We start from the raw sequence: 22152 nt of genomic DNA on the forward strand, positions 1-22152 counted from the left end.
GCTTGGCCGGTGTTCGCGAACGTCGCCCGTTCCGTCCGTTCCTGGCCAGACCGGTGGCGAGCCCGCCCCACGCCCGCGAAGGACGGCGCGCTCGCGGCGGCACTCACGCTGATGGGATTCGTGCCGACGCTGAACGACATCGGGGCGCAGCTCGGCAACCTGCCCCAGCGCCCGCCGGACGCGCTGACCGTGGTGCTGGCCGCCGTGCTGACCGTGGCCCAGTCCGCGCCGCTGGCGATCCGCAGCCGATGGCCGGCGGCCTGCCTCGCGATCATCGGCGCCGCCTTCGCCCTTCATCAGGCGCTGGGCTGTCCGCCGACGTTCGCCAGCATCGGGCTCTACCTGTCCCTCTACGCCGCCGGAGCCCATCAGGCCCGGTTCCGCCGGGGCCTCGCGGCGGTGTCGACCGCGGGCTACACCCTGCTGGTCGTCGTGCTGCACGGCCTGGGTTCGCCCAACGGGGTCCAGGTGTTCCTCGCGTTCTATCTGACGTTGGCGGTGATCTGGTTGGCTGGTGCCGGAGTGCGCCGGTGGCGGGCGGACGCGGCCGAGCGACGGCGCCTGAGCGCGCAGGCGGCCAAGGGCGCCGAACGGGCACGGATCGCCCGCGAACTTCATGACGTGGTCACCCATCATGTGACCGCCATGGTGATCCAGGCCGACGCGGCGCAGTTCCTGGTCGGCAGCGCCCCGGAGCGTGCGGGGGACGGGCTGGCCGCCATCAGCGACACCGGCCGGCGGGCGCTGACGGAGTTACGGCACCTGCTCGGAGTGCTGGAGGCGACCGGCGATTCGGCCGCCGCGGACCGCGCGCCGGCCCTCGGCAAGGTCGGCGACCTGGTCGAACAGGCCCGGTTGTCGGGCCAGCCCATCGAGCTGACCGAGCACGGCGACCAGCGTCCGCAGGCCGTCGACGTGGAGCTGGCCGCCTACCGGGTCGTGCAGGAGGCGCTCACCAACGCGCTCAAGTACGCGCAGGGACGGCCCACCGCGGTCACGGTCCACCACCGCGACGATCGCCTCGAGATCGAGGTGACGAACGAGGCTCCCACCGGCGCCGCACCCGCCGTGCCGTCGGGCGGACGAGGTCTGGACGGGCTGCGGGAGCGAGTGCACATGCTCGACGGCGAACTGGTGGCCGGCCCTCGCCCCGGTGGCGGGTTCGGCGTCCGAGCCCTCATCCCGTACAGGAGCGAGCCATGACCGACCCGCCGATCCGAGTGCTCATCTGCGAGGACCAGGCACTGGTGCGCGCCGGATACATCACCATCTTCTCCGCCCAGCCCGACATGGAGGTCGTCGGGGAGGCCGCGGACGGCCGCGAGGCCGTCGAGGCCGCCCGGCGGCTGCGCCCGGACGTCATCGTGATGGACATCCGGATGCCCATCGTGGACGGCATCGAGGCCACCCGGCAGCTGGCCGGCCCCTCCGCCGAGGCCGCCGCGAAAGTGCTGGTCGTCACCACCTTCAACGTCGACGAGTACGTCTACGAAGCGCTCAGGGCCGGAGCCAGCGGCTTCCTGCTCAAAGACGCGCCACCGGCGGAGCTGGTCAACGGCGTGCGGACCATCGCCCGCGGCGAATCCCTGCTGGCGCCCGCCGTCACCCGCACGCTCATCGGCCACTTCGCCGAACGGCTCCGCCCCGCCGGCACCTCCCGTCCGGCCAGGGACGAGATCGTGCGCACGCTGACCCCCCGCGAGCTCGAAGTCCTCGAACAGATCGCGGGCGGCCTGTCGAACGCGGAGATCGCCGAGGAGCTGTTCATCACCGCCGAGACCGTGAAGACCTACGTGTCACGGATCCTGGCCAAACTCGGTCTGCGCGACCGCGTGCAGGCGGTCGTCCTCAGCTACCGGGTCGGGCTGGTGTCCGGCACGGACTGAGCCGCGGTCTCAGCAAGCCTTAACCGGAGCGCGCCGCAGTCTCAGTGAGGCTTAATGGCCGCCTCAGCCCCATCCCATGGCGGCCCTCGATCGTCTCTGTCATGAGCATGATGACGGTGACGGCGCCTCGGGTTGAGGCGGCAACGGGGACCCGCCTGGTCGAGGTCGTGGTCCCCGTCCACAACGAGCAGCGGGTCCTGGCGGAGAGCGTGCGCCGGCTGCACTCCTACCTGGCCCGCACCTTTCCCTACGGTTTCCGGATCACGATCGCGGACAACGCCAGCACCGACGGCACCTGGGGGATCGCCGCCGAGCTGGAGCGGGAGCTGCCCTGCGTGCGGGCGGTGCGCCTCGACAGGAAGGGGCGGGGCAGGGCACTGCGGAAGGTCTGGTCGGAGAGCGACGCCGACGTCGTCAGCTACATGGACGTCGACCTGTCCACCGACCTGGACGCGTTCTTCCCGCTGGTGGCGCCGCTGCTGTCCGGGCACAGCGACCTGGCCATCGGCAGCCGGCTGTCCAGGAGCTCGAACGTAACCCGCGGGCCCAAGCGGGAGCTGATCTCCCGCGCCTACAACCTGCTGCTCCGCTCCCTCATGGGTGCCCGGTTCTCCGACGCCCAGTGCGGGTTCAAGGCGGCGCGGACGCAGGTCGCGCAGGCGCTGCTGCCCGTCGTGGAGGACCAGGAGTGGTTCTTCGACACCGAGCTGCTCCTGCTGGCCGAGAGCCGCGGGCTGCGGATCCACGAGGTCCCCGTGGACTGGGTGGATACCGGTGGCTGGTCGTTCGTGGTGCTCAGCCGTACCGACTTCGTGCCGTGGCTGCCCTGGGTGGTCCTGGGCCTGACCGCGGTGGCGGTGCCGGGGCTGCTGGCGGGCGCGTCCGGCCGCAAGCCCGGTGGTGGGCAGGTGGGCACCGGGATGATCGAGTACCTGAAGTCCCACCAGGGCGGCGCGACGTGGCTGGTGGCCGTCGACAGCGCGCAGAGCGCGTCCTCGATCATCCTCTCCACGGGTGAGGCGGTCATCGCCATGGGCGGCTTCACCGGGAGCGACCCCGCCATGACCGTCGCCGAACTGGAGGAGTACGTCTCCGGCGGTCAGCTGAAGTACATCCTGATCGGCGGCGGCGACGGCCCGAGAGGCACCGACTCCTCGGTGACGGAGTGGGTGAAGGCCAACGGCACTCTCGTGGACGCCTCGGACTACGGTGGCACCGACAGCGGCGGCCAATCCCTCTACCGGCTCGGCTGATCGCTTTCTGTACCGAAATGATTGCGGAGAGTTATTTTCGCAGCTCGGGCGGGCACAACGTCAGGAGTGCCCGCCTGGAGGAGCCCAATGCCGACCCTCGACCGGATCACCGCCGCCGCTCTGCTGGTCGTTCTCGCCGCCGCCTGCGCCGACTCGCGTACCACGTCGTCGACGCCGCTGTCGGCGGTGACGGACCCGGGGCCGCCCACGCCGACCGCCTCCGCCAGGCCCTCGCCCGCCCTGCCGCAGGCGGCTGACGGGAGCAGGCTGGCGTCCTGCAGGGACGCCGACTGCGAGGTCGAGGTCCGGGTGGGCGACCGGCTCCGGATCAACGAGCGGTTCGGGGTGCAGCGGCTCACCATCAGCGAGCTCCAGCCGGACGAGGTCACGATCGCGCTCCTGGGCTTCACCGGCGGGATGCGGGTCGAGGGGACGAACGTCAGCATCAGCGACACCTGCGTCAACGGGAGCTGCCGCGACGAGGGCAAGCTGTCCCTGACGCCCGGCAGGCCCGCCCGCATCAACAACCTGCGGCTGGAGGTGCCCTTCCTCTCCGGCGACCACGCCATCCTGCGCCTCAGCCCCAGGTGAGCGGGCTTTTACTCTTTTCTCCTTCCCGGCTTTAAGCGGCGAAGCGCCTAATGGGAGGCGTAGGCCTTTCGAAGGCGCGCCCGCGCCGGGAAAGGACGGGAAACGATGATGGACATTCTGCGGAAGGCTCGCCTGGGCGCAGTGCTCGCGGCAGTGGCAGTCGCCGCCGTCACCAGCGCCACCACCGGCGAAATCGCCAAGGCCCCGATGTCCTGGCATTCGGGCTGGTTCGTCAAGAACATGTGTTACAAAGACGCGCGCTCGTTCGCCAAGACCGCGCTGAGCCGCAACGGCTACAACACCGTTTTCACGCCGCCCAACGCCGTCCTGGGGAGCAATGGCAGCACCATTGTGGAGGTTTCCTACGCGCCGGCGCAGACCAGTTACAACCCGGGCCAGTTCGCCAAGGTCCACTTCACCGTGACCGCCACGTCCAATGATTCGAAGTCGGCCGAGAACGCCCGCAACCGCGTCCGCGAGAACATCGTCAGGGCGCAGTACATCGACACCTGCTGACCGTCAGCCCAGGGCGCGATTGACGGCGGCGACGTAGTTGTAGAACGCCTTCGTGCGGTTGGCCGGGTTCTCGATCCAGGCGCGGTTCAGCTTTCCTTCGTCGTAGAACCGCTCCCGCTGACCCCGGCTGATCTCCAGCTGCACTCCCATGCCTCTGCGGTTCTTGTTCGCGATGTTCTGGGGGCTGTCGCCGCCGATCTCGTCCGGCACGGACGTCGCCACCGGGAACCCGGCGGCGCGCAGCTCGGCGGTCACCTTCTTGATCAATGTCGTGTCGCGCCCGCCGACGTAGGTGGTGGCGGCGTCGCCCGCCGCGGCGTGCCAGGAGACGGTGTAGTCGACCGCCGCCACCACCGCAAGCGCCTTGGGCTCGTCGAAGTGCGTGGAAGTGATGTGCAGTGCGCTGTTGCCGGAGGCCTTGATGCCCTCGAACGCGTAGTAGGCGTGCGTGCGTCCCGCGGCCTCGTCGGCGAGCTGGGAGGTCGGCGCCTCGATCGCGCCGCCGTGGATGGCGATGTGCGCCACCTTCGCCCCGCCGGGGGCGCGTACGACGCGGCGGTAGTCCTCGCCTTCGACCTCATGGGCGGAGAGCTCCGCATAGTCGGCGTAGACGTCGCTCGCGGTCCGTGCGGCGTGAGCGGCCGGCGCGAGGCCGACCACGAGCAGCGACCCGGTGACGACGGACACGATTTTCTCCACGTGACACCTTTCGACGATCTTCTTGACTGCCATCATGCCGTCTCGCGGCGTCCCAGCGGGCTCGACCTGTCGGTGCTGGTGCAGTGCTACAAGCTCGGCGGCACCCCCGTGTCCGTGACGTTCCCGGGCGTGGGGAACGGCACCGCCTTCGTGAAACAGCGCACGTTCGTCACCTACACCTCGACCACCTGAGACCTCGTCACGAGCCTGCGGCGCCCGCGTCGGGGCCGCGGGCGAGGTCGCGTTCCAGCGTGCGGGCGTAGGACTCGACGCCGGCCACGATGTCGATCGTGCCGGGGTCGAGCAGCCACTGGGTCTGCAGGCCGTCGAGGGTCGCGATGATCTCGGCCGCCTTGGCCGCCGGGTCGATGTCCTGGCGGGCCAGGCCGGCGGCCTGGGCGGAGCGGATGCTGTCGGCGACGATGGCGCGCATCGCGCGGTAGCGCTCGACGAAGTGCCGGTGGCCGGGCGCGTCGGGTTCGAGGCTCTCGGCGACCAGGACGGTGAACAGCTTGGCCAGCCCCGCCCGCTCCTTGTTGCGGCGCGCGAACTCCGGCATGGCCCGCAGCCGCCCCGAGGGCTCCATGCCCAGGAGCTCCATCGCGAACGCCTCGCTGTCGAGGTCACGCCGTTCGATCACGGCCAGGAGCAGGTTGGCCTTGTTGCCGAAGTGGTGCAGGAGGCCGGGCTCGCTGATGCCGGCCCGGGCCGCGACCTCCGAGAGGGCGGTGCCGCGGTAGCCGTCGCGGGCGAACATCTCCGCGGCCGCGGCGATGATCTCCTCCCGCCGGCGCTGAACGAGTTCCTGTCTGCTGGGGCCTTGTCTACGCCGGGGCACGGTGCTAAATCTAGCGCATCACTTACCGAGTGTTCTGTAAGTGAATGTACCTAGGGATAGCGAGGTGTGACTCATGTCATCGAGGCGCCGCCGCATCGGAGGACTCGTCGTCGCGGGAACCCTGCTGGCCGGGCTGGGAGCCGGCCAGCAGGTGCAGGCCGCGCAGCCAGAGCCGGTCATCCTGATCCACGGCTGGAACGGGTCGCCCACCGAGTTCGCTCAGATGGAGGCGGCACTGGAGCAGGCCGGCCATCCCGCGTACACGATCGACCTGCCAGGAGAGGAGAACGTCGCCAACGCCGGAGCCATCAGGGACCTGGTGGCGCAGGTGCGGCAGGAGAACGGGGGAGGGAAGGTCAGCCTCGTCGGGCACAGCATGGGAGGGCTGTCGGCGCGCTACTACCTGAAGTCTCTCGGCGGCGCCGACGCGACGCTGAGCTACGTCTCGATGGGCACCGGCCAGCGCGGCTACTGGCCGGCCTGCCTCCTGGCGCAGGACCAGGGCGGGCAGATGTGCCCCACCAGCAGCTTCATGAGCCAGCTCAACAGCGGCGACCCGACGCCCGGCGCCGTCCGGTACACGCTGCTGGTGAGCTCCCTCGACGAGACGCGCAACGACGTCATCGACGGGGTGTGGTGCAAGAAGGAGTTCCCGGGGGTGGCGCACGCCGACGAACCGAAGTCGCAGGTGTTCATCAACGGGGTCATCAGCGCTCTGGCCGGGACCTGCCCGTCCTGACCATCCGCTACGGCGAGCGGCCGCGGACGCCTTCAGGTACAGCTGGCTGTACCTGAAGGCTCCAGCGCATGGGATCGATCAAGGATGCCCTTCGCCGACATTCTTGGTGATGTCCGGAACGGACGACCCCCACCAAGAATTCAGGAGCGTTTCCCATGTCGCGTACCCCTTCCGAGTCCAAGTCCTCCCGGCGCGTGCGGGTCCTCGCGGCGGCCGCGCTGACGGCGCTGTCGGGGCTGGTCGTGGCAGGTACGCCGGCCGCCGCGGCCACCGGGCTCGACCGCACCGCGAGCGTCGTCCGGCAGAGCCCGGACGAGGGTCTGTCCGCCGAGCTGGCCGAGGTGCGCGACGAGCTGAAGCGCAATCACCGGCCCGACGCTGTGCAGAGGAAGCTCGACGAGCTGGTGAAGAAGGACAGGTTCCCGGCGGCGCTGGCCGCGGTGCAGGACAGGAAGGGCCGGACCCGCCACTACACCGCCGGCGTCGCGGACCTGACGACCAAGGCGGAGGTGCCGGTCGACGGCCGGGTGCGGATCGCGAGCAACACCAAGATGTTCACCGCGGTGGCGGTGCTGCAGCTGGTCGGCGAGGGCAAGGTCGACCTGGACGAGCCGATCGAGACGTATCTGCCGAAGGTGGTGCGCGGCAAGGGCATCGACGGCCGGAAGATCACCGTGCGGCAGTTGCTGCAGCACACCAGCGGCCTGCCGAACTACACCCGCTGGCTGCCGAGCATGTTCGAGACCCGTGACGTCTACCGCTCGCCCCAGGGCCTCCTGGACATGGCCTTCGCGCACAAGGCGTCGTTCGCGCCGGGCAAGAGCTGGGAGTACAGCAACACCAACTACGTCCTGCTCGGCCTGCTGATCGAGAAGGTCACCGGGCGTCCGGTGGCCAAGGAGATCACGGACCGGATCATCAAGCCGATCGGGCTGCGTGACACGTACTGGCCGGCTCAGGGGGACAAGACGATCCGGGGGCGCCACCCGCACGGGTACGGGTCCGAGAAGCCCGGTGGCAAGCTGAAGGACATCACGAACCTGGACCCGTCGTGGGGCTGGGCGGCCGGGCAGCTGATCGGCACGCCGAGCGACCTCAACCGCTTCATGAGCGCCCTCATGGACGGCAGGCTGCTCAAGCCGGAGCAGCTCGCGGCCATGAAGCACACGATCAAGGCGCCCGGCTTCCCGGCAGGCTGGGAGTACGGGCTGGGCCTGGTGAAGATGCCGCTGAGCTGCGGCGGTGTCACCTGGGGCCACGGCGGTGACATCGACGGTTACGAGACCCGCAACGGGGTGACCGAGGACGGCCGGGCCGCCACCGTCGCCGTCACGTCGCTGCCCGCCGACGAGGACGCCCACCAGAACGTGATCGAGGCCATGGACACCGCGCTGTGCGCCAAGAGGTAACCGATCCTCGCGAAAGCCGCCCGGAGCCCGCTCCGGGCGGCTTTCGTATGCCGGGATTTACCGTGGCCCAGCCATTCGTGTCAAGTTTCGCGCCGAGTTTTGCCGGAAGACCCCGCGCGCTGATGAAAATTTCACGAATGCGAAACTTTATGGACGGGACGTCCGGGCAGTTTGTCGCCTATGCAGCGCATTTTGGACCGATCTTGTAAGTGGTGCGGCATTGACAGGCGCGGCCGATCTCAAGAATCTGTTTGGGAGCGCTCCCATACTTTTCAACAGCAAGAAAGGGCATTTGCCGTGGACCTGTTGAACAAGAATAAGGATCTGTTCCTGGCCCTGTACCGGTTCGTGCTGGGCCTGCTGTTCGCCTGCCACGGCGCGGCGACACTCTTCGACGTGCTGGGCGGGTCGCAGGGCCCGGCGCCCGGCTTCGGACAATGGCCCGGATGGTGGGCCGCCGTCATCGAGCTGATCGGCGGCGCCCTCGTCCTGCTCGGGCTGGGTGCCCGAGCCGCCGCCGTCCTCTGCTCGGGCACCATGGCCTACGCCTACTTCATCGTCCACCAGCCGCAGGCGTTGTTCCCGATCGAGAACGGCGGCGAGAAGGCCGCGCTCTTCTGCTGGGGCTTCCTGCTCATCGCCGTCCTCGGCCCCGGCCGCTGGGCGCTGTCCACGCTGCTGACGCCGTCGCGAGCCCTCGCGGACGACAGGGTCAGCTGAGGAACAGCTCGACCACGGGTACGGCGACGTCGGGACGTTGCACGGGCAGGTCGAGGGTCAGGACGTCGGGAGCCTGCGCGCCCATCGTCGTGAGGCCGGCCTTCTGGCCGGGGTCGATGACGCGGGTGCGGATCTCCGACGCGTCGTGCAGGAACTGGGCGTACTTCACCCGCCCGGCCAGCCCCGGCAGGTGGAGGTGGCCGAACGGCCACTGGAACACGTGCAGGTAGAGCCGATCGCCGCGCTGGGTGTAGCGGCAGTCGGGCGGCGGGGTGAAGTCGCTGGGCCCGCAGCCGTAGACCGAGCGGGAGTTCAGCCGCATCCAGGCGCCGATGTCGCCGAGGATCGACCGCGCGCGCGGGTCGACCTGGCCGCGTCCGTCCGGGCCCACGTTGAGCAGCAGGTTGCCGCCCTTGGCGACGCTGTCGACGAGCATCCGTACGAGTAGGTCCGGCGACTTGTAGTCGAGGTTGTCCCGGTCGTACCCCCAGCTGCCGTTGAGGGTCTGGCACGCCTCCCACGGCACCTCGCGGCCGTCGACGGTCATCGGCCCGGCGGGCTGGTACTGCTCGGGGGTGACGAAGTCGCCCGGGATGTCGAGCCGGTCGTTCACGATGATCTCCGGCTGGAGCTCTCTGACCGTCGCGAGCAGTTCGTGCGCCCGCCAGTCGTCGGCGCCCTTGCCGCCCCAGTGCCCCGGCCGGCCCCGGTAGGAGAAGTCGAAGAACAGGTAGTCGATCCGGCCGTAGCCGGTGAGCAGCTCGCGTACCTGGGCGTGCAGGTATTCGGTGTACTTGGAGACGTCGCGGCCCGCGGCGGCGGCCTTGTACGCCTCGTCGTCGCGCTGGGGGTGCAGCGAGTCGACCGGGAACTCAGGATGGTGCCAGTCGATCAGCGAGTGGTAGAACCCGACCTTCAGCCCCTCGGCGCGGACGGCCTCCACGAACGGCGCGATCAGGTCCTTTCCCCAGGGCGTGCGCGTCGCCTTGTAGTCGGTCTGCGCCGAGTCCCACAGGCAGAAGCCGTCGTGGTGCTTGGTCGTGAGGACGACGTAGCGCATGCCGGCCTCCTTGGCCAGCCGCGCCCATTGCGCCGGGTCGTACAGGTCGGGGTCGAAGTGGTCGAAGTACCGCTGGTAGTCCTCGTCGGTCAGGCGTTCGCGGTTCTTCACCCACTCGTGCCGGGCGGCCAGGGCGTACAGGCCCCAGTGCACGAACATGCCGAACCGGGATTCGGAGAACCAGGCGTGGTGCTGCACTGCGTTCCTTTCCTCAAGAGGTTTAGCGGCCGCCGAGACCGCTGGTCGCGATCCCGCGTACGAGATGCTTCTGCAGGATGATGAGCAGCGCCGTGGTGGGAGCCATGGAGATCACGGCCGCGGCCATGACGAGGTTCCATTGGGTGCCCTGCTGTCCGAAGAAGAGCTGCAGGCCCAGCGGGACCGTGGCCTTCTCGTCCACCGAGTTGATGATGATCAGCGGCCACAGGAAGCTGTTCCAGTAGTTGATGAACGTGAAGACCGCCAGCACCGCGAGCGCGGGCTTGACCAGCGGCAACATGATGCTGGTGAAGACGCGCACCGCTCCCGCGCCGTCGAGGCGGGCGCTCTCGGCGATCTCCTCGGGGATGGTCAGGAAGAACTGACGCAGCATGAACGTCCCGAAGGCGGTGAACGCCCAGGGGAAGATCAGCGCCTGGAACGAGTCCACCCACCCGAACCAGCGCATCAGCATGAACATCGGCACGACCAGCACTTCCTGGGGGATCATCAGGGTGGAAAGGAAGACCAGGAAGACTCCGTTGCGACCGCGCCAGCGCAGCCGTGAGAAAGCGTACGCGGACATGCTCGACGCCACCAGCACCACGAGGGTGCCGCAGACGGCGACGGCGAGTCCGTTGATCACAAATCGCCCGAACGGCAGGAACTCGAACGCCTCGCTGTAGTTCTCCCACCGGATCACCGAGCCGATCAGGCTCGGCGGCGACCCGAACACCTCGTCGGCGCGCTTCAGCGACGTGGCCACCATGTACACCAGCGGCGACACGAACGCGGCGGCCACCAGGTAGAGGGCGACATGCGAGACGACCAGCCTGATCCGGTGGCCCCAGGGGGCGACCGGGGCGGCGTGCACGTGTTCAGACATCGTAGGTCACCCATCTGCGCTGGCCGGCGAACTGCACCGCGGTCACGCCCAGGATCAGCACGAACAGGATCCAGGCCGCGGCGGACGCGAGTCCGAACTGGTAGACGGAGAAGCCCTGGTTGTAGACGAACATCATGAGCGTCTCGGTGTCGATGCCGGGCCCGCCGCCGGTCATCAGGAACGGCTGGGTGAAGACCTGGAACGACGTGATGAGCGTCATGGTCGTGGCGAAGAACATCGCCGGGGAGATCATCGGCAGCGTGACGTGGAAGAACTGCCGCCACGGCCCCGCCCCGTCGATCTGCGCCGCCTCCACGAGCTGGCGCGGGATGGCGTCCAGCGCGGCCGAGAAGACCAGCATGTTGTACCCGAACCCCTGCCACACGCTCATCGCGACGACGGCGAACATGGCCCAGCCCTGCTCGCCGAGGAAGTTCGGCGCGTGCACGCCGGTGACGGCGTGCAGCGAGCCGTCGATGAACCCGTTGGGCTGGTAGATCATCCGCCACACGATCGCGTTGGCCACCATCGGCGTGACCACGGGCAGGAAGAACACCACCCGCAGCGCCTGGCGGCCCTTGATCCGCGGCGAGATCCACACCGCCAGCCCCACCGACACGATGAGGTTGAGCGGCAGGTAGAGCACCACGAACAGCAAGGTGTTGAACAGCGTCCGCCGGAAGACGGGGTCGCCGAACAGCGTCGCGAAGTTCTCCAGCCCGGTGAAGACGTGCTCGCCCACCGCAGGCCACTGGAAGAAGGAGATCACCAGGGACATCACGATCGGGAAGAGCGTGAACAGCGTCAACCCGACCAGGCTGGGCGCGGCGAACAGGGCGGCGGCTTTGCCGTCGCGGCGCAGGTGGCGCGAACGCCGCCCACCCGCGGCCGCCGCCCGCCGGGGTACGGCTTCGATGGTGGAGCCCGGCACGTGTTCCCCTTCCCTACGCCGGTGCCTGCTGTTGCACCTGCTTGAGGACGTCCGCCGCCGTGGCCTGCCCGTTGAAGACCGGCACGCCGTACTGGGCCAGCAGCTTGGACACCTGGTCCCAGTTGGCGGTCGCCCGGAACGGCCTCGCCGAGGAGTTGGCGGCGTCGAGGACTTCCTTCGCGCCCTCGAAGGCGTTCTCGTACCACGTGTTCTGGACGGACTTGCGCGCCGGATAGGCGCGCCCGATCTTGCCGAGCTGCCCGAGCACGTCGGCGCTGGTCATCACGCCGATCGCCTTGAACGCCTCGTCCGGGTACGGGCACGACTGGGAGATGCCGAAGCCGGACCCGGCCGAGTAGGTCTTGGACCCGTCGGGACCGGCGGGCATGGTGGCCAGGCCCACGCCGAACTTGGCCTGCTCCTTGAGCGACAGGACGGCCCACGGCCCGTTGACCTGCATCGCCACGTTGCCGTTGAGGAACTGGGTGTCGGCGAAGTTGTTGTCCACGCCGGGCACCTTGGGCGCGATCCCGGCCTTGGCGGCCAGGTCCGCGTACCACTGGAAGCCGGTCGTCATCGGCTCGGTGTCGAGGGTGAGCTTGCCGGCGGCGTCCACCGGCTCCGCGCCGGTCCGCGACAGGATCATCGAGAACATGGGCAGGTCACTGGGGTAGGCCACGAAGCCGTGCTTGCCGCCGGTGGTCAGCTTCTTGGCGGCGGCCTCGAAGTCCGCCATGCTCCAGCCGACCTTCGGCGCCTCCACACCGGCCGCCTTGAACAGGTCCTTGTTGTAGGTGATGATCAGCGAGCCGACGTCGTACGGCAGCGCGTACTGCTTGCCGCCCGAGGCCAGCCCGGCCATGATCGAGGAGTCGAAGTCGCCGGTGTCGAAGGCGTTCTTCTTGATCAGGTCGTCCAGCGGGAGCATCCCGCTGACATAGCCGCCCGTGCGCAGGCTCTGCATGGAGACGACACACGGTGCGCTGCCACCGGCCAGACGGGTGCCGAGCTTGGTGAAGTAGTCGTTGAACGGAGAGGTCTCGAGAGTGATCTTGATGTTCGGGTACTTCTTGGTGACCTCGTCGGCCACCTTCTGCCAAGCGTCACGGTCCTCCGTGCCGGAGGCCCACATCGACCAGGTGAGCGTCACCGCACCGTTGCTCGCCTTGCTGCCGCCTGATGATTGTTGTCCGCCGTTGTCCCCGCAACCGGCGGTGAATCCCCCCGCGATGACCACCGCTACGGCGACTGCCAATGATCGCCGACCGCCATGCATCTGCCTGCCCATCGCAGCTCCACTCAATAAGCTCGGGGCCGAGTTAATAATTGTGAAACATAGGCGTCGCGCTCTGTAGTGTCAATGAGATCGAGGTGGAAATATCCGATGACTGCTCGTCGAATCACCCCTCGTGGCGATCTGACCCGCGTCGAGATCCTGGCGCTGCTCGGCACCGCCGGCGCCCTGGACCGGCGCCAGATCGCGGCCCGGCTCCGGCTCGGCGACGCGACCGTGCACGAGCACACGCGACGCCTGCTGGACTACGGCTACCTGCGCACACTCGCCCCGCAGGCGGGGGCCGTCGGCAGGCCCCGGATCCCGCTCCAGGTCGTCCCGGAGGCGGCCGCGACCCTCGGCGTACGGGTCGCCACCGACCACCTCGTCACCGTGGTCGCGGGCCTCGACGGTCGCGTGATCACATCCGATGTATCAGCCTTCGACTGCCACTCCGATCCCATCCCCCAACTGCTCGCCGTGATCAACCGCCGGCTGGCCGACCCCGCTCTGGGGCCCAGGTTGAAGGCCGTGGGCGTGGCCACTCCTTCCTCCGTCGATCCGGCCACCGGTTATATCCGGGTGTGCCCCCGATTCGGGTGGACAGACCTCCCTCTCGGTGAACAGTTGCGCGCCGAGCTGCCGATCCCGGTGCAGGTCGACAACGACCTCAGGGCGAGCATCACCGCGGAGCTCCTGTACCGGACGGGACGCGAGCACGACGACTTCCTGGTGCTCGGCATCGGCGACGGGGTGGGGCTCGGCGCCGTACTGCAGCGACGGGTGCACCGCGGCCCGACCGGGCTGTCCGGCGAGTTCGGCCACACGCCGGTCGCCGCCACCGGACCGAGCTGCGCCTGCGGCGCCCGGGGCTGCCTGGAGACGTTCACCAGCGACGACGGCATCCTGCGTGCGGCCCGCCGCAGGGGGCTCGCTGACGCGGCCACCACCATCGAGGAGCTCCGCGCGCGCTGGGCCGCCCGCGAGCCGGAGCTGGCGGACCTGCTCGCCGGGATCGGCGCCATCCTCGGGCGGGCGGTCGTCGGCGTCGTCAACCTGCTCGGCACGCCCACCATCGCGGTCATCGGCGAGAACCACGTCCTCTGGTCGGGTCTGGAGCCGGGGTTCTCCGCCGTGATGCGGACCAGCCAGGTCACCGCCGCGTACGGCGTTCACGTGATCGTCCGTCCGTGGAGCGACGCCCAGCACGCCCTCGGCGCCGCGAGCCTGGCCCTCGCCGCCCCGGAGACCCTCGCCTGACGGGCGCGTCACCGGCCGAACCGGTCAGGAATGGAGAAGCGCCGGTCATCGGGCCGCAACTAGCGTGACCGCCATGGACATCACCATTCACCAGACCTTCCTCCCGGCCGACGACCCGGAGGCCTCGCTGGCCTTCTACCGCGACATCCTCGGGTTCGAGGTCCGCAACGACGTCGGAGGCGGCGCGATGCGCTGGATCACGGTCGGCCCCGCCGGCCGGTCCGGCACGTCCGTCGTCCTGCACCCGCCGGCCGCCGACCCCGGCATCACCGACGACGAGCGCCGCACCATCCTCGAGATGATGGCCAAGGGCACCTACGCCTCCATGATCCTGGCCACCTCCGACCTCGACGGCGCCTTCGCGCGGATGAAGGCCGGCGGCGCGGAGGTCATCCAGGAGCCGACCGAGCAGCCGTGGGGGGTCCGCGACTGCGCCTTCCGCGACCCCGCGGGCAACATGATCCGCCTCAACCAGGTGAGCTGAGCCCGGACGGCACACCCGCGGTGACCCCAGGGTTGCAATTCAATTCTTGAAGAAGTTAATTAGGGTGCATCTTCAGCCTTTCGGGAGGCACCCGTTGCACTGGTTACTGACCGGCGCTCTGCTGGCCGGACTGCTCACCACCCCCACGGCCCCCACCCCCACCGGAACCTGGACCGTCGGCGCGCCCGCGGGCGGGCCCGTCGCCACCGTGCGCCTGGACGAGCAGGGCCGCCCGTCCGTGGCCGTGTCGCGCGGCGGAGCGGCCGTGCTCGACCCCAGCCCGCTCGGCGTCACCACGGAGCAGGCCGACCTCACCACCGGCCTGCGCCTGAGCGGTCGCTCCAGCCGCGCGGTCGTCGAGAAGTACACGACCACGGCGGGCAAGCGCCTCCAGCGCCTGTCCGTGATGAACGAGACCCGCTTCCGCTTCGCCCGCGGTGACGCCGAGCTCGACCTGGTCGTCAGGGCGGCCCGCGACGGCGTCGCCTACCGCTACGAGCTGCCGGGCGCGGGCGCCGTCCTCGGCGAGGCCTCGGCGTTCGACGTCCCGGCCGGGTCCACCGCCTGGCTCGCCGGGCACCGCCGCGACTACGAGAACCCGTTCATCCAGTACGCCGAAGTCCCCGCGGCCGAATACCAGCTGCCCGCCCTGTTCGGGGTCGGCCGGAACTACCTCCTGCTGGCCGAGTCGGCGTTGGACGGCTCCTACACCGGCCCGCGCCTGGTACGCGACCAGGACGCGTACCGGATCGCCCTCTGGGACGCGCGGGTCCCCTACACCGGCGGCCTGACCACGCCCTGGCGGGTCATGGTCACGGGCGACCTCGCGACCGTCACGGAGTCCACCCTCGTCGACGACCTCGCGCCCGGCTCCCGGCTGGCCGACACCTCGTGGGTCAAGCCGGGCAAGGTGCTGTGGAGCTGGCTGGCCGGCGGCCGGAGCGTGCAGCAGAGCCTGGAGCGGCAGAAGGAGTTCGTGGACTACGCCGCGCAGCACCGCTGGCCGTACGTGCTGGTCGACGCCGGCTGGTACGACGATCCGGTCACCGGCGAACGGGCCTGGACGGATCGCACACCCGAGTTCACCTGGATGCCGCAGCTCGTCGAGTACGGACGGGCTCGCGGGGTCGGCATCATGGCGTGGCTGCGCTTCTCCGACTTCGACACCCACGACAAGCGCGTCGAGCGCTTCGGGCTGCTGCACCAGTGGGGAGTCAAGGGCGTGAAGCTCGACTTCATCGACTCCGAGGCCCAGGAGCGGCTGCGGTGGTACGACGAGACGCTGCGGGACCTGGCCGACAACCAGCTCATGGTCAACTTCCACGGCTCGACGGTGCCCAAGGGGATCAACCGGACCTGGCCCCACGTGATGACCATGGAAGGGGTGCACGGCGCCGAGAAGTCCTCGAACCTGACCACCAGCCACCTGGCGGCCCTGCCGTACACCAGGAATGAGATCGGCTCGATGGACTACACGCCGATGGCCTTCCAGCGGGCCGGCCGGCCCACGTCCGACGCGCACGAGCTGGCGCTGTCGGTGGTGTTCGAGTCGGGGCTGGAGAACCTGGCCGGGTCGCTGGACGCCTACCGGGCGCGGCCCGAGGCCGAGCGCTTCCTCGATCAGGTGCCCACCGTGTGGGACGACACCCGGTTGCTGTCCGGGAGGCCCGCCGACCACACGGTGCTGGCCAGGCGCAGCGGCGATCGCTGGTTCGTCGGCGCCGGTGTCTCGGGGGCGGCCAGGACGCTCCAGGTGCCGCTGGGCTTCCTGCCGGGGCGGTGGCTGGTGGAGGTGACGCGGGACGGCGCCGACGGCCTCGTTCGCGAGGCGCACGTGCTCCGGGGCGGCACGCTGGCGGTGGAGGTGCGGGCCGAGGGCGGGTTCGCCGCCATCGCCTGCCGCTGGCGGCCCGGCCTGACGACCTGCGCCCGCTGAGGAGGTCTCCGGTGCCGGCGGACGCCCGCCGGCACCGGAGCCCGGTCAGCCCTTGAGGCCGGTGGTCGAGATGCCCTCGGTGATGCGGCGCTGGAAGATCAGGAAGAAGCCCAGGATGGGGATCAGCGACAGCACCGCCATCGCGAGCATCGGCCCCCAGGTGGAGCCGCCGCTGGAGTCGAGGAACGCCCGGAGCGCCAGCGGCACCGTGTACGTGGACACGTCGCTCAGATAGACGAGCTGGCTGAAGAAGTCGTCCCACGTCCAGATGAAGGTGAAGATGGCGGTCGTGATCAGCGCGGGCCGAGACAGCGGCAGGATGATCCGCCAGTACACCAGGACGGGCCCGCACCCGTCGATGCGGGCCGCGTCGTCCAGCTCGCGCGGCAGCGACCGGATGAACTGCACCATCAGGAAGATGAAGAAGCCGTCCACGGCCAGGAACTTCGGCACGACGAGCGGCAGGAACGTGTCCACCCAGCCCAGATACTTGAACAGCGTGTACTGCGGCACGATCAGCACGTGGATCGGCAGCATGATCGACACCAGCATGATCGCGAACCAGAGCTTCCTGAACCGGAAGCTCAGCCGGGCGAAGGCGTAGGCCGCCATCGAGCACGAGATCACGTTCCCGGCCACGGCCGCCATGGCGATGATGAACGAGTTCGCGAAGAACCCGCTGAACGGCACGCCCAGCGCGGTCCACCCGGTGGCGTAGTTGTCCGCGACCACGGTCTGGGGCACCAGCCCGGGCTCGGCGAAGATCTCGTCGTTGGGCTTGAACGAGGCGCTGATCAGCCAGAACAGCGGATAGAGCATGACGAGCGCGCCCACCACGACCAGCAGGTGGAGGGCCCAGCGGCGGCTAGTCGGCATAGTGCACCCAGTACTTCGAGGAGCGGAAGGCCAGCGCGGTGAAGGCCCCGGTCACCAGGAGCAGCACCCAGGCCAGCGCGGAGGCGTAGCCCATCCGGAAATTTCCGAACCCCTCCTGATAGATGAAGAGCGTGTAGAAGAGCGTGGAGTCGGCCGGTCCGCCGGTGCCGCCGCTGATGATGAAGGCGGGGGTGAAGGCCTTGAAGGCGTTCACGGTCTGCAGGACGAGGTTGAAGAAGATGATCGGGCTGAGCATGGGCAGCGTGACGCGGAAGAACGCGCGTACCCGCCCGGCGCCGTCCACCGCGGCGGCGTCGTAGAGCTCGGCGGGGATCTGCTTCAGGCCGGCCAGGAAGATCAGCATGGGGGAGCCGAACTGCCAGATGTGCAGCACGACCAGCGTGTAGATCGCGTACTCGGGCGTGGAGATCCAGCTCGGCCCCACGATCCCGAAATATCGCAGGGCGTCGTTGATCAGGCCGTCCGCCCCGAAGATCTGCCGCCAGAGGATCGCCACCGCGACGCTGCCGCCGAGCAGCGACGGCAGGTAGTACGCGGCGCGGTACACACCGACGCCGCGCATGGGCCTGTTCAGCAGCACGGCGACGAGGAGCGCGAACGCGCCGGACAACGGCACGGAGAACACGACGTAGATCAGCGTGACCCGCACGGCGTTGACGAAGTGCGGGTCCTCGGTGAGCATCCGGGCGTAGTTGTCCAGCCCCACGAAGGACGGGGCGGTGAGCAGGTCGAAGTCGGTGAACGAGAGGGCCAGCGAGGCCAGGATCGGCCCGCCGGTCAGCAGGAGCAGCCCGGCGAACCACGGCAGCAGGAACAGGTAGGCCGCGCGTCCCTCTACTTGAGCACTCGTCGAGCTTCTTCGAAGAATCGGGACACCCCCTGGTCGATCGTGAGCTTGCCGAAGCCGATCTGCTGGTTGACGTTGGTGAGCACCTTGTTGTGCAGCTCCCCGGCGCCGAGCGGCTGCGGCGGCGGGAGCGGGCCGACCTTGTCCTTGATGGAGTCGATGTAGTCGTAGACCTGCTGCTCCGAGGGGGACGCCTTGGGCCGCAGCGCGGTGCGGATCGCGGCCGCGGGCGGGATGCCGCGCTCCGATCCGAGCTGGCCGGCCACGTCCGGGTCCGTGACGAGCGCGTTGACCAGGGCCACCGCGTCGTCCTTGGCCTTGCTCCCGGAGCTGACGGTCAGCAGCATGGACGGCTTGTAGTACTGGCCGGGCTTGTCGCCGGTCGGGAAGGCGTGGATGCCGATCTCGTCCTTGGTGAGCGACATGTAGGCGGTGAGCTGGTTGGACCAGGCGAAGTCCAGGACCGCCTTGCGGGTGGCGACCAGGCTGTTCTGCACGTCGCCCAGCGCGGTGGCCTGGACGTCCGGCGGCGTGGCCGCGCCAGCCTTGCGCAGGCCGTCCCAGAAGGTGAACCACTCCTTGAGGTCGTCCTCGTCGTAGGCCAGCTTGCCGTCGGCGGTGAAGAACATCTTGCCCCGCTCCAGCAGCCAGTTCTCCAGCGCGCCGCCGTCCTGGGCGCCGTCCTCGGTGCCGAAGACGCCCTTGCCCGCCAGCTTCTTGACCAGCTCGCCGTACTCGGGCCAGGTGAAGGTCTCGGGGATCTCCACGCCGCGCTCGGCCGCCAGGGTCTTGTTGACGATGAGGGCCATGGAGTTGATGCCGAAGTTCACGGCGTACTGCTTGCCGCCGATCTTGCCGGCGTCCACCACGTCGGGGGCGAAGCCGGACAGGTCCAGGCCCTTGCCGACGTACGGGCCCAGGTCCAGCAGGCTGCCGCGCCGGGCGTACTCGCCGAGGTAGGAGTAGTCCATCTGGATCACGTCGGGGGCGTTGCCGCCCGCGGTCTGGGTGGCCAGCTTCTCCCAGTAGCCTTCCCAACCGGAGAACTGGGTCTTGATCTGGACGCCGGGCTTCTTCTTCTTGAACGCGTCGATGGCCTTCTGCGTCGCGGTATGCCGAGTCGTGCTGCCCCACCAGGCGAACTGGAGGCCGGCACCCGAGCTTCCACCTCCGGCGCAACCGGCCAGGGCCAGGGTGGCGGCGGCCGCGCCGGCCTGGAGGAATCCTCGTCTGCTGAGATCTCTCATTGCGGGTCTCCGTCCATAGAACCCGGAGCCAAATAGTTAACTCGGGACGTTAATTGGCCCGTAACAAGACGTCAACGTCATACGACAAACGGTTGCGGCTTCGAGACGATCCGATCTATGGGAGGTCTTGACCGTGATCACGGCCGGAAATACCGTCATGGGTGCCTGACACATCCGATCTATTCACCCGCGGAGGGGCACCATGAGCGAGCCGTCCAGGCGCGAACTCCTCGGCGCCGCGCTGGTCGCCCCCGCACTCGGGAGCGGTGGCGGCGGCGGCCCGCTGCTCCACGACGAGATCGACTGGGAACGGTTCCTGGCCGACGCCGACCTGGTGTGGAAGCGGATGCCGCAGACCTGGTACGAGGGGCCGTTCCTGGGCAACGGCTTCCTCGGCTCCGGCGTCTACGCGCGGCAGGGCGCCAACGCCGTGCGCTTCAACGTGCAGCACAGCGAGGTCCAGGACCACCGCCCCGAGTACGGCGCGCTGTTCGGCCTCGCCCGGCTGCCCATCGGCCACCTCGCGCTGGAGCCCGTCGGCGCGATCACCGGCGTCGACTGGCGGCTCGACCTGTGGAACGCCGAGCTGACCGGCGCCATCACCACCTCCTCCGGCAGCCTGGAGCTCAGGGCGCTGATCCACAACGACCGCTCCGTGCTGGCCGTCGAGGTCGTCCCCAGCGACGGCGAGCGCGACTTCCGCTGGACCTTCCACCCCGCGCAGGCCGTCAGCCCCCGAGCCGACCCGATCTTCAACCGGCCGCCTCCGCCCGGCTACACCGCCAACCCCGCCCCGTCCGTGACCCGGCACGGCGACCTGGAGCTGATCACCCAGCCGCTGGTGGCCGGCGGCGGCCACGCGACGGCCTGGCAGGAGGTGCGGCGCGGCGCGCGGCGCACCCTCTACGCCGCGGTCGCCTGGTCGTTCCCGCAGGACACGGCGGGCGACAAGGCGGTCGGATCGGTACGCGCGGCGGCCCGGCTGCCCATCGACGCGTTGGCCGCCGGCCACCGGCGCTGGTGGCACGGCTACTACCGCAAGAGCTTCCTGTCGCTGCCCGACCAGCGGACGCAGAGCTTCTACTGGATCCAGCTCTACAAGGTCGCCGCCGCCGCGCGCGCGGACGCGCCGCCGATGGCGACCACCGGCCCGTGGCTGGAGCCGACGCCGTGGCCGGCGACCTGGTGGAACCTCAACGTGCAGCTCGAATACTGGCTGATCCACGGGTCGAACCACCTGGAGCTGGACGCCGTCACCAGGAGCCTGTCGCAGTACCGGCAGAACCTCGTCGACCAGGTGACGTTCCCCGAGGACTCCGCGGGCATCCCGCGTACCACGGACATGACGCTCGACAACGGGGCCGGCATCGGCAACAGCGGCTACCCGGTAGGTGTCCCCGGCCAGGCCACCCCCGTGCCCGAGGTCGGCAACCTGACCTGGGCGCTGCACAACGTCTGGCTGTCCTACCGGCACACGATGGACACCCGGATCGTGCGCGACGTGCTGTTCCCGCTGCTGCGCCGGGCGATCAACTACTACCTGCACTTCCTGGAGCCGGGCGCCGACGGGAGGCTGCACCTGCCCGCCACGTTCTCCCCCGAGTACGGGGTCAACGCCCCGGACACGAACTACGACCTCGCGCTGCTCCGCTGGGGCTGCCGGACGCTGGTCGAGTCGGCGCGCCTGCTGCGCGTACGCGATCTGCTGCTGCCGAAGTGGCAGGAGGTGCTGGCGACGCTGGCCCCGTACCCGGTCGACGAGAACGGCTTCATGATCGGCGCGGGCGCGCCCTTCGCCAAGTCGCACCGGCACTACTCCCACCTGCTGATGGTCTACCCCCTGTACCAGGTCACCTGGGAGCAGGAGGACCAGCGCGCGCTCATCGAGAGGTCGCTCAAGCACTGGATCAGCTTCGAGGGCGCCCTGCAGGGCTACAGCTTCACCGGCGCGGCCTCGATCTCCGCGCAGCTGCTGCGCGGCGACGACGCCCGCCTCTACCTCGACGAGCTGCTGCGCCGCTTCGTCCAGCCGAACACGATGTACCAGGAGAGCGGGCCCGTCATCGAGACGCCGCTGTCGGCCGCCCAGTCCCTGCACGACATGGTCTGCCAGAGCTGGGACGGCGTCATCAGGGTCCTGCCCGCCATGCCGGCCGCCTGGCCCGACGTGACCGTGCACGACTTCCTGACGCAGGGGGCGTTCCTGCTGTCGGCCGCCCGCCGCGGCGGGCGCACCGACTTCGTCCGGCTCGCCTCGCTGGCCGGGGCGCCGTGCCGCGTCCGCACCGGCATCGACGGCCCCTTCACCGTACGGAGCAACGGCCGCAAGGTGCCGTGGCGCACGCTGCCCGGCGGGGACATCGAGCTTGACCTGCGCCGTGGCGAGGAGGTGCTGATCCAGGCCCGGGGCGACGCGGTCATCCGCCCGGTGCCCTCGACCGGTCAGGCCCGCTGGGGCTTGCCGGCATAGGGGCCATTCCGG

At 69.4% G+C, this 22152-nt stretch carries 22 protein-coding genes; 13 read left to right on the top strand and 9 right to left on the bottom strand.

What is annotated here, in order from left to right:
• Positions 1-9: 9 nt before the first annotated feature.
• The 5 genes from ABZS69_RS26595 to ABZS69_RS26615 all read left to right on the top strand — a co-directional run bounded on the left by ABZS69_RS26595 (position 10) and on the right by ABZS69_RS26615 (position 4246).
• On the top strand, positions 10-1203 hold the full coding sequence (locus ABZS69_RS26595) for a histidine kinase (RefSeq protein WP_355377236.1): 1194 nt from the start codon (positions 10-12) through the stop codon (positions 1201-1203).
• On the top strand, positions 1200-1886 hold the full coding sequence (locus tag ABZS69_RS26600) for a response regulator transcription factor (protein ID WP_355377237.1): 687 nt from the start codon (positions 1200-1202) through the stop codon (positions 1884-1886). Before ABZS69_RS26595 ends, ABZS69_RS26600 begins: the two co-directional genes overlap by 4 nt.
• Positions 1887-1987: 101 nt before the next feature.
• Entirely contained in the window at positions 1988-3139 is a 1152-nt protein-coding gene (locus ABZS69_RS26605) for a dolichyl-phosphate beta-glucosyltransferase (protein WP_355377239.1), read from the top strand.
• An 87-nt stretch (positions 3140-3226) separates the two neighbouring features.
• Entirely contained in the window at positions 3227-3730 is a 504-nt protein-coding gene (locus ABZS69_RS26610) for a hypothetical protein (RefSeq protein WP_355377240.1), read from the top strand.
• Positions 3731-3835: 105 nt separating this feature from the next.
• Positions 3836-4246, top strand: a complete 411-nt coding sequence (locus tag ABZS69_RS26615; RefSeq protein WP_355377242.1) for a hypothetical protein — start codon at positions 3836-3838, stop codon at positions 4244-4246.
• 3 nt (positions 4247-4249) lie between these two features.
• Here ABZS69_RS26615 and ABZS69_RS26620 read toward each other — a convergent pair whose 3' ends face one another.
• Positions 4250-4945 carry a poly-gamma-glutamate hydrolase family protein gene (locus tag ABZS69_RS26620; RefSeq protein WP_355377244.1) on the bottom strand — a complete coding sequence of 232 codons (696 nt, stop codon included), beginning with the start codon at positions 4943-4945 and terminating at the stop codon, positions 4250-4252.
• On the opposite strand from ABZS69_RS26620, the gene ABZS69_RS26625 reads away from it, so the two are divergent.
• Complete coding sequence (locus tag ABZS69_RS26625; RefSeq protein WP_355377246.1) at positions 4946-5137, top strand: hypothetical protein; 192 nt, start codon at positions 4946-4948, stop codon at positions 5135-5137.
• 7 nt (positions 5138-5144) lie between these two features.
• Here ABZS69_RS26625 and ABZS69_RS26630 read toward each other — a convergent pair whose 3' ends face one another.
• Positions 5145-5783, bottom strand: coding sequence for a TetR/AcrR family transcriptional regulator (locus tag ABZS69_RS26630; RefSeq protein ID WP_355377248.1), 639 nt, complete (start codon positions 5781-5783; stop codon positions 5145-5147).
• A gap of 73 nt (positions 5784-5856) precedes the next feature.
• Between ABZS69_RS26630 and ABZS69_RS26635 the strand changes: the two genes are divergently transcribed.
• The 3 genes from ABZS69_RS26635 to ABZS69_RS26645 all read left to right on the top strand — a co-directional run bounded on the left by ABZS69_RS26635 (position 5857) and on the right by ABZS69_RS26645 (position 8651).
• Positions 5857-6522, top strand: coding sequence for an alpha/beta fold hydrolase (locus ABZS69_RS26635; protein ID WP_355377249.1), 666 nt, complete (start codon positions 5857-5859; stop codon positions 6520-6522).
• A 155-nt stretch (positions 6523-6677) separates the two neighbouring features.
• Positions 6678-7931, top strand: a complete 1254-nt coding sequence (locus ABZS69_RS26640; RefSeq protein ID WP_355377251.1) for a serine hydrolase domain-containing protein — start codon at positions 6678-6680, stop codon at positions 7929-7931.
• A gap of 297 nt (positions 7932-8228) precedes the next feature.
• On the top strand, positions 8229-8651 hold the full coding sequence (locus ABZS69_RS26645) for a DoxX family protein (protein ID WP_355377253.1): 423 nt from the start codon (positions 8229-8231) through the stop codon (positions 8649-8651).
• Here ABZS69_RS26645 and ABZS69_RS26650 read toward each other — a convergent pair.
• Genes ABZS69_RS26650 through ABZS69_RS26665 form a run of 4 tightly spaced genes read right to left on the bottom strand, consistent with a single transcriptional unit; the run spans position 8644 to position 12876 of the window.
• Entirely contained in the window at positions 8644-9975 is a 1332-nt protein-coding gene (locus ABZS69_RS26650) for an alpha-L-fucosidase (RefSeq protein WP_355377341.1), read from the bottom strand. The two genes, ABZS69_RS26645 and ABZS69_RS26650, sit on opposite strands and share 8 nt — an antisense overlap.
• The gene (locus ABZS69_RS26655; protein ID WP_355377255.1) at positions 9932-10795 is read right to left on the bottom strand and encodes a carbohydrate ABC transporter permease; all 864 of its coding nucleotides are present in this window, start codon (positions 10793-10795) and stop codon (positions 9932-9934) included. The genes ABZS69_RS26650 and ABZS69_RS26655 overlap by 44 nt, the downstream gene beginning before the upstream one ends.
• The gene (locus ABZS69_RS26660) at positions 10788-11726 is read right to left on the bottom strand and encodes a sugar ABC transporter permease (protein WP_355377257.1); all 939 of its coding nucleotides are present in this window, start codon (positions 11724-11726) and stop codon (positions 10788-10790) included. The genes ABZS69_RS26655 and ABZS69_RS26660 overlap by 8 nt, the downstream gene beginning before the upstream one ends.
• 13 nt (positions 11727-11739) lie before the next feature.
• Entirely contained in the window at positions 11740-12876 is a 1137-nt protein-coding gene (locus ABZS69_RS26665; RefSeq protein WP_355377258.1) for a sugar ABC transporter substrate-binding protein, read from the bottom strand.
• A 234-nt stretch (positions 12877-13110) separates the two neighbouring features.
• On the opposite strand from ABZS69_RS26665, the gene ABZS69_RS26670 reads away from it, so the two are divergent.
• The 3 genes from ABZS69_RS26670 (at position 13111) to ABZS69_RS26680 (ending at position 16679) form a co-directional block, all read left to right on the top strand.
• On the top strand, positions 13111-14259 hold the full coding sequence (locus tag ABZS69_RS26670; protein ID WP_355377260.1) for an ROK family protein: 1149 nt from the start codon (positions 13111-13113) through the stop codon (positions 14257-14259).
• A 73-nt stretch (positions 14260-14332) separates the two neighbouring features.
• Positions 14333-14743 carry a VOC family protein gene (locus ABZS69_RS26675; RefSeq protein WP_355377262.1) on the top strand — a complete coding sequence of 137 codons (411 nt, stop codon included), beginning with the start codon at positions 14333-14335 and terminating at the stop codon, positions 14741-14743.
• Positions 14744-14837: 94 nt separating this feature from the next.
• Positions 14838-16679, top strand: a complete 1842-nt coding sequence (locus ABZS69_RS26680) for a glycoside hydrolase family 97 catalytic domain-containing protein (RefSeq protein ID WP_355377263.1) — start codon at positions 14838-14840, stop codon at positions 16677-16679.
• A 45-nt stretch (positions 16680-16724) separates the two neighbouring features.
• On the opposite strand, the gene ABZS69_RS26685 is transcribed toward ABZS69_RS26680, so the two are convergent.
• Genes ABZS69_RS26685 through ABZS69_RS26695 form a run of 3 tightly spaced genes read right to left on the bottom strand, consistent with a single transcriptional unit; the run spans position 16725 to position 19670 of the window.
• Positions 16725-17555: a carbohydrate ABC transporter permease gene (locus ABZS69_RS26685; protein WP_355377265.1), complete on the bottom strand. Its 831-nt coding sequence runs from the start codon at positions 17553-17555 to the stop codon at positions 16725-16727.
• On the bottom strand, positions 17545-18444 hold the full coding sequence (locus ABZS69_RS26690; RefSeq protein WP_355377343.1) for a sugar ABC transporter permease: 900 nt from the start codon (positions 18442-18444) through the stop codon (positions 17545-17547). The genes ABZS69_RS26685 and ABZS69_RS26690 overlap by 11 nt, the downstream gene beginning before the upstream one ends.
• Complete coding sequence (locus ABZS69_RS26695) at positions 18411-19670, bottom strand: extracellular solute-binding protein (protein ID WP_355377267.1); 1260 nt, start codon at positions 19668-19670, stop codon at positions 18411-18413. Before ABZS69_RS26695 ends, ABZS69_RS26690 begins: the two co-directional genes overlap by 34 nt.
• 202 nt (positions 19671-19872) lie before the next feature.
• On the opposite strand from ABZS69_RS26695, the gene ABZS69_RS26700 reads away from it, so the two are divergent.
• Positions 19873-22140 (top strand): glycoside hydrolase family 95-like protein, encoded by a 2268-nt coding sequence (locus ABZS69_RS26700; RefSeq protein ID WP_355377269.1) that lies wholly within the window; start codon positions 19873-19875, stop codon positions 22138-22140.
• Positions 22141-22152: the final 12 nt, after the last annotated feature.

Origin of the sequence: Nonomuraea sp. NPDC005650, from assembly GCF_040605375.1 — a bacterium.
In the GTDB taxonomy this organism is placed as follows: domain Bacteria; phylum Actinomycetota; class Actinomycetes; order Streptosporangiales; family Streptosporangiaceae; genus Nonomuraea.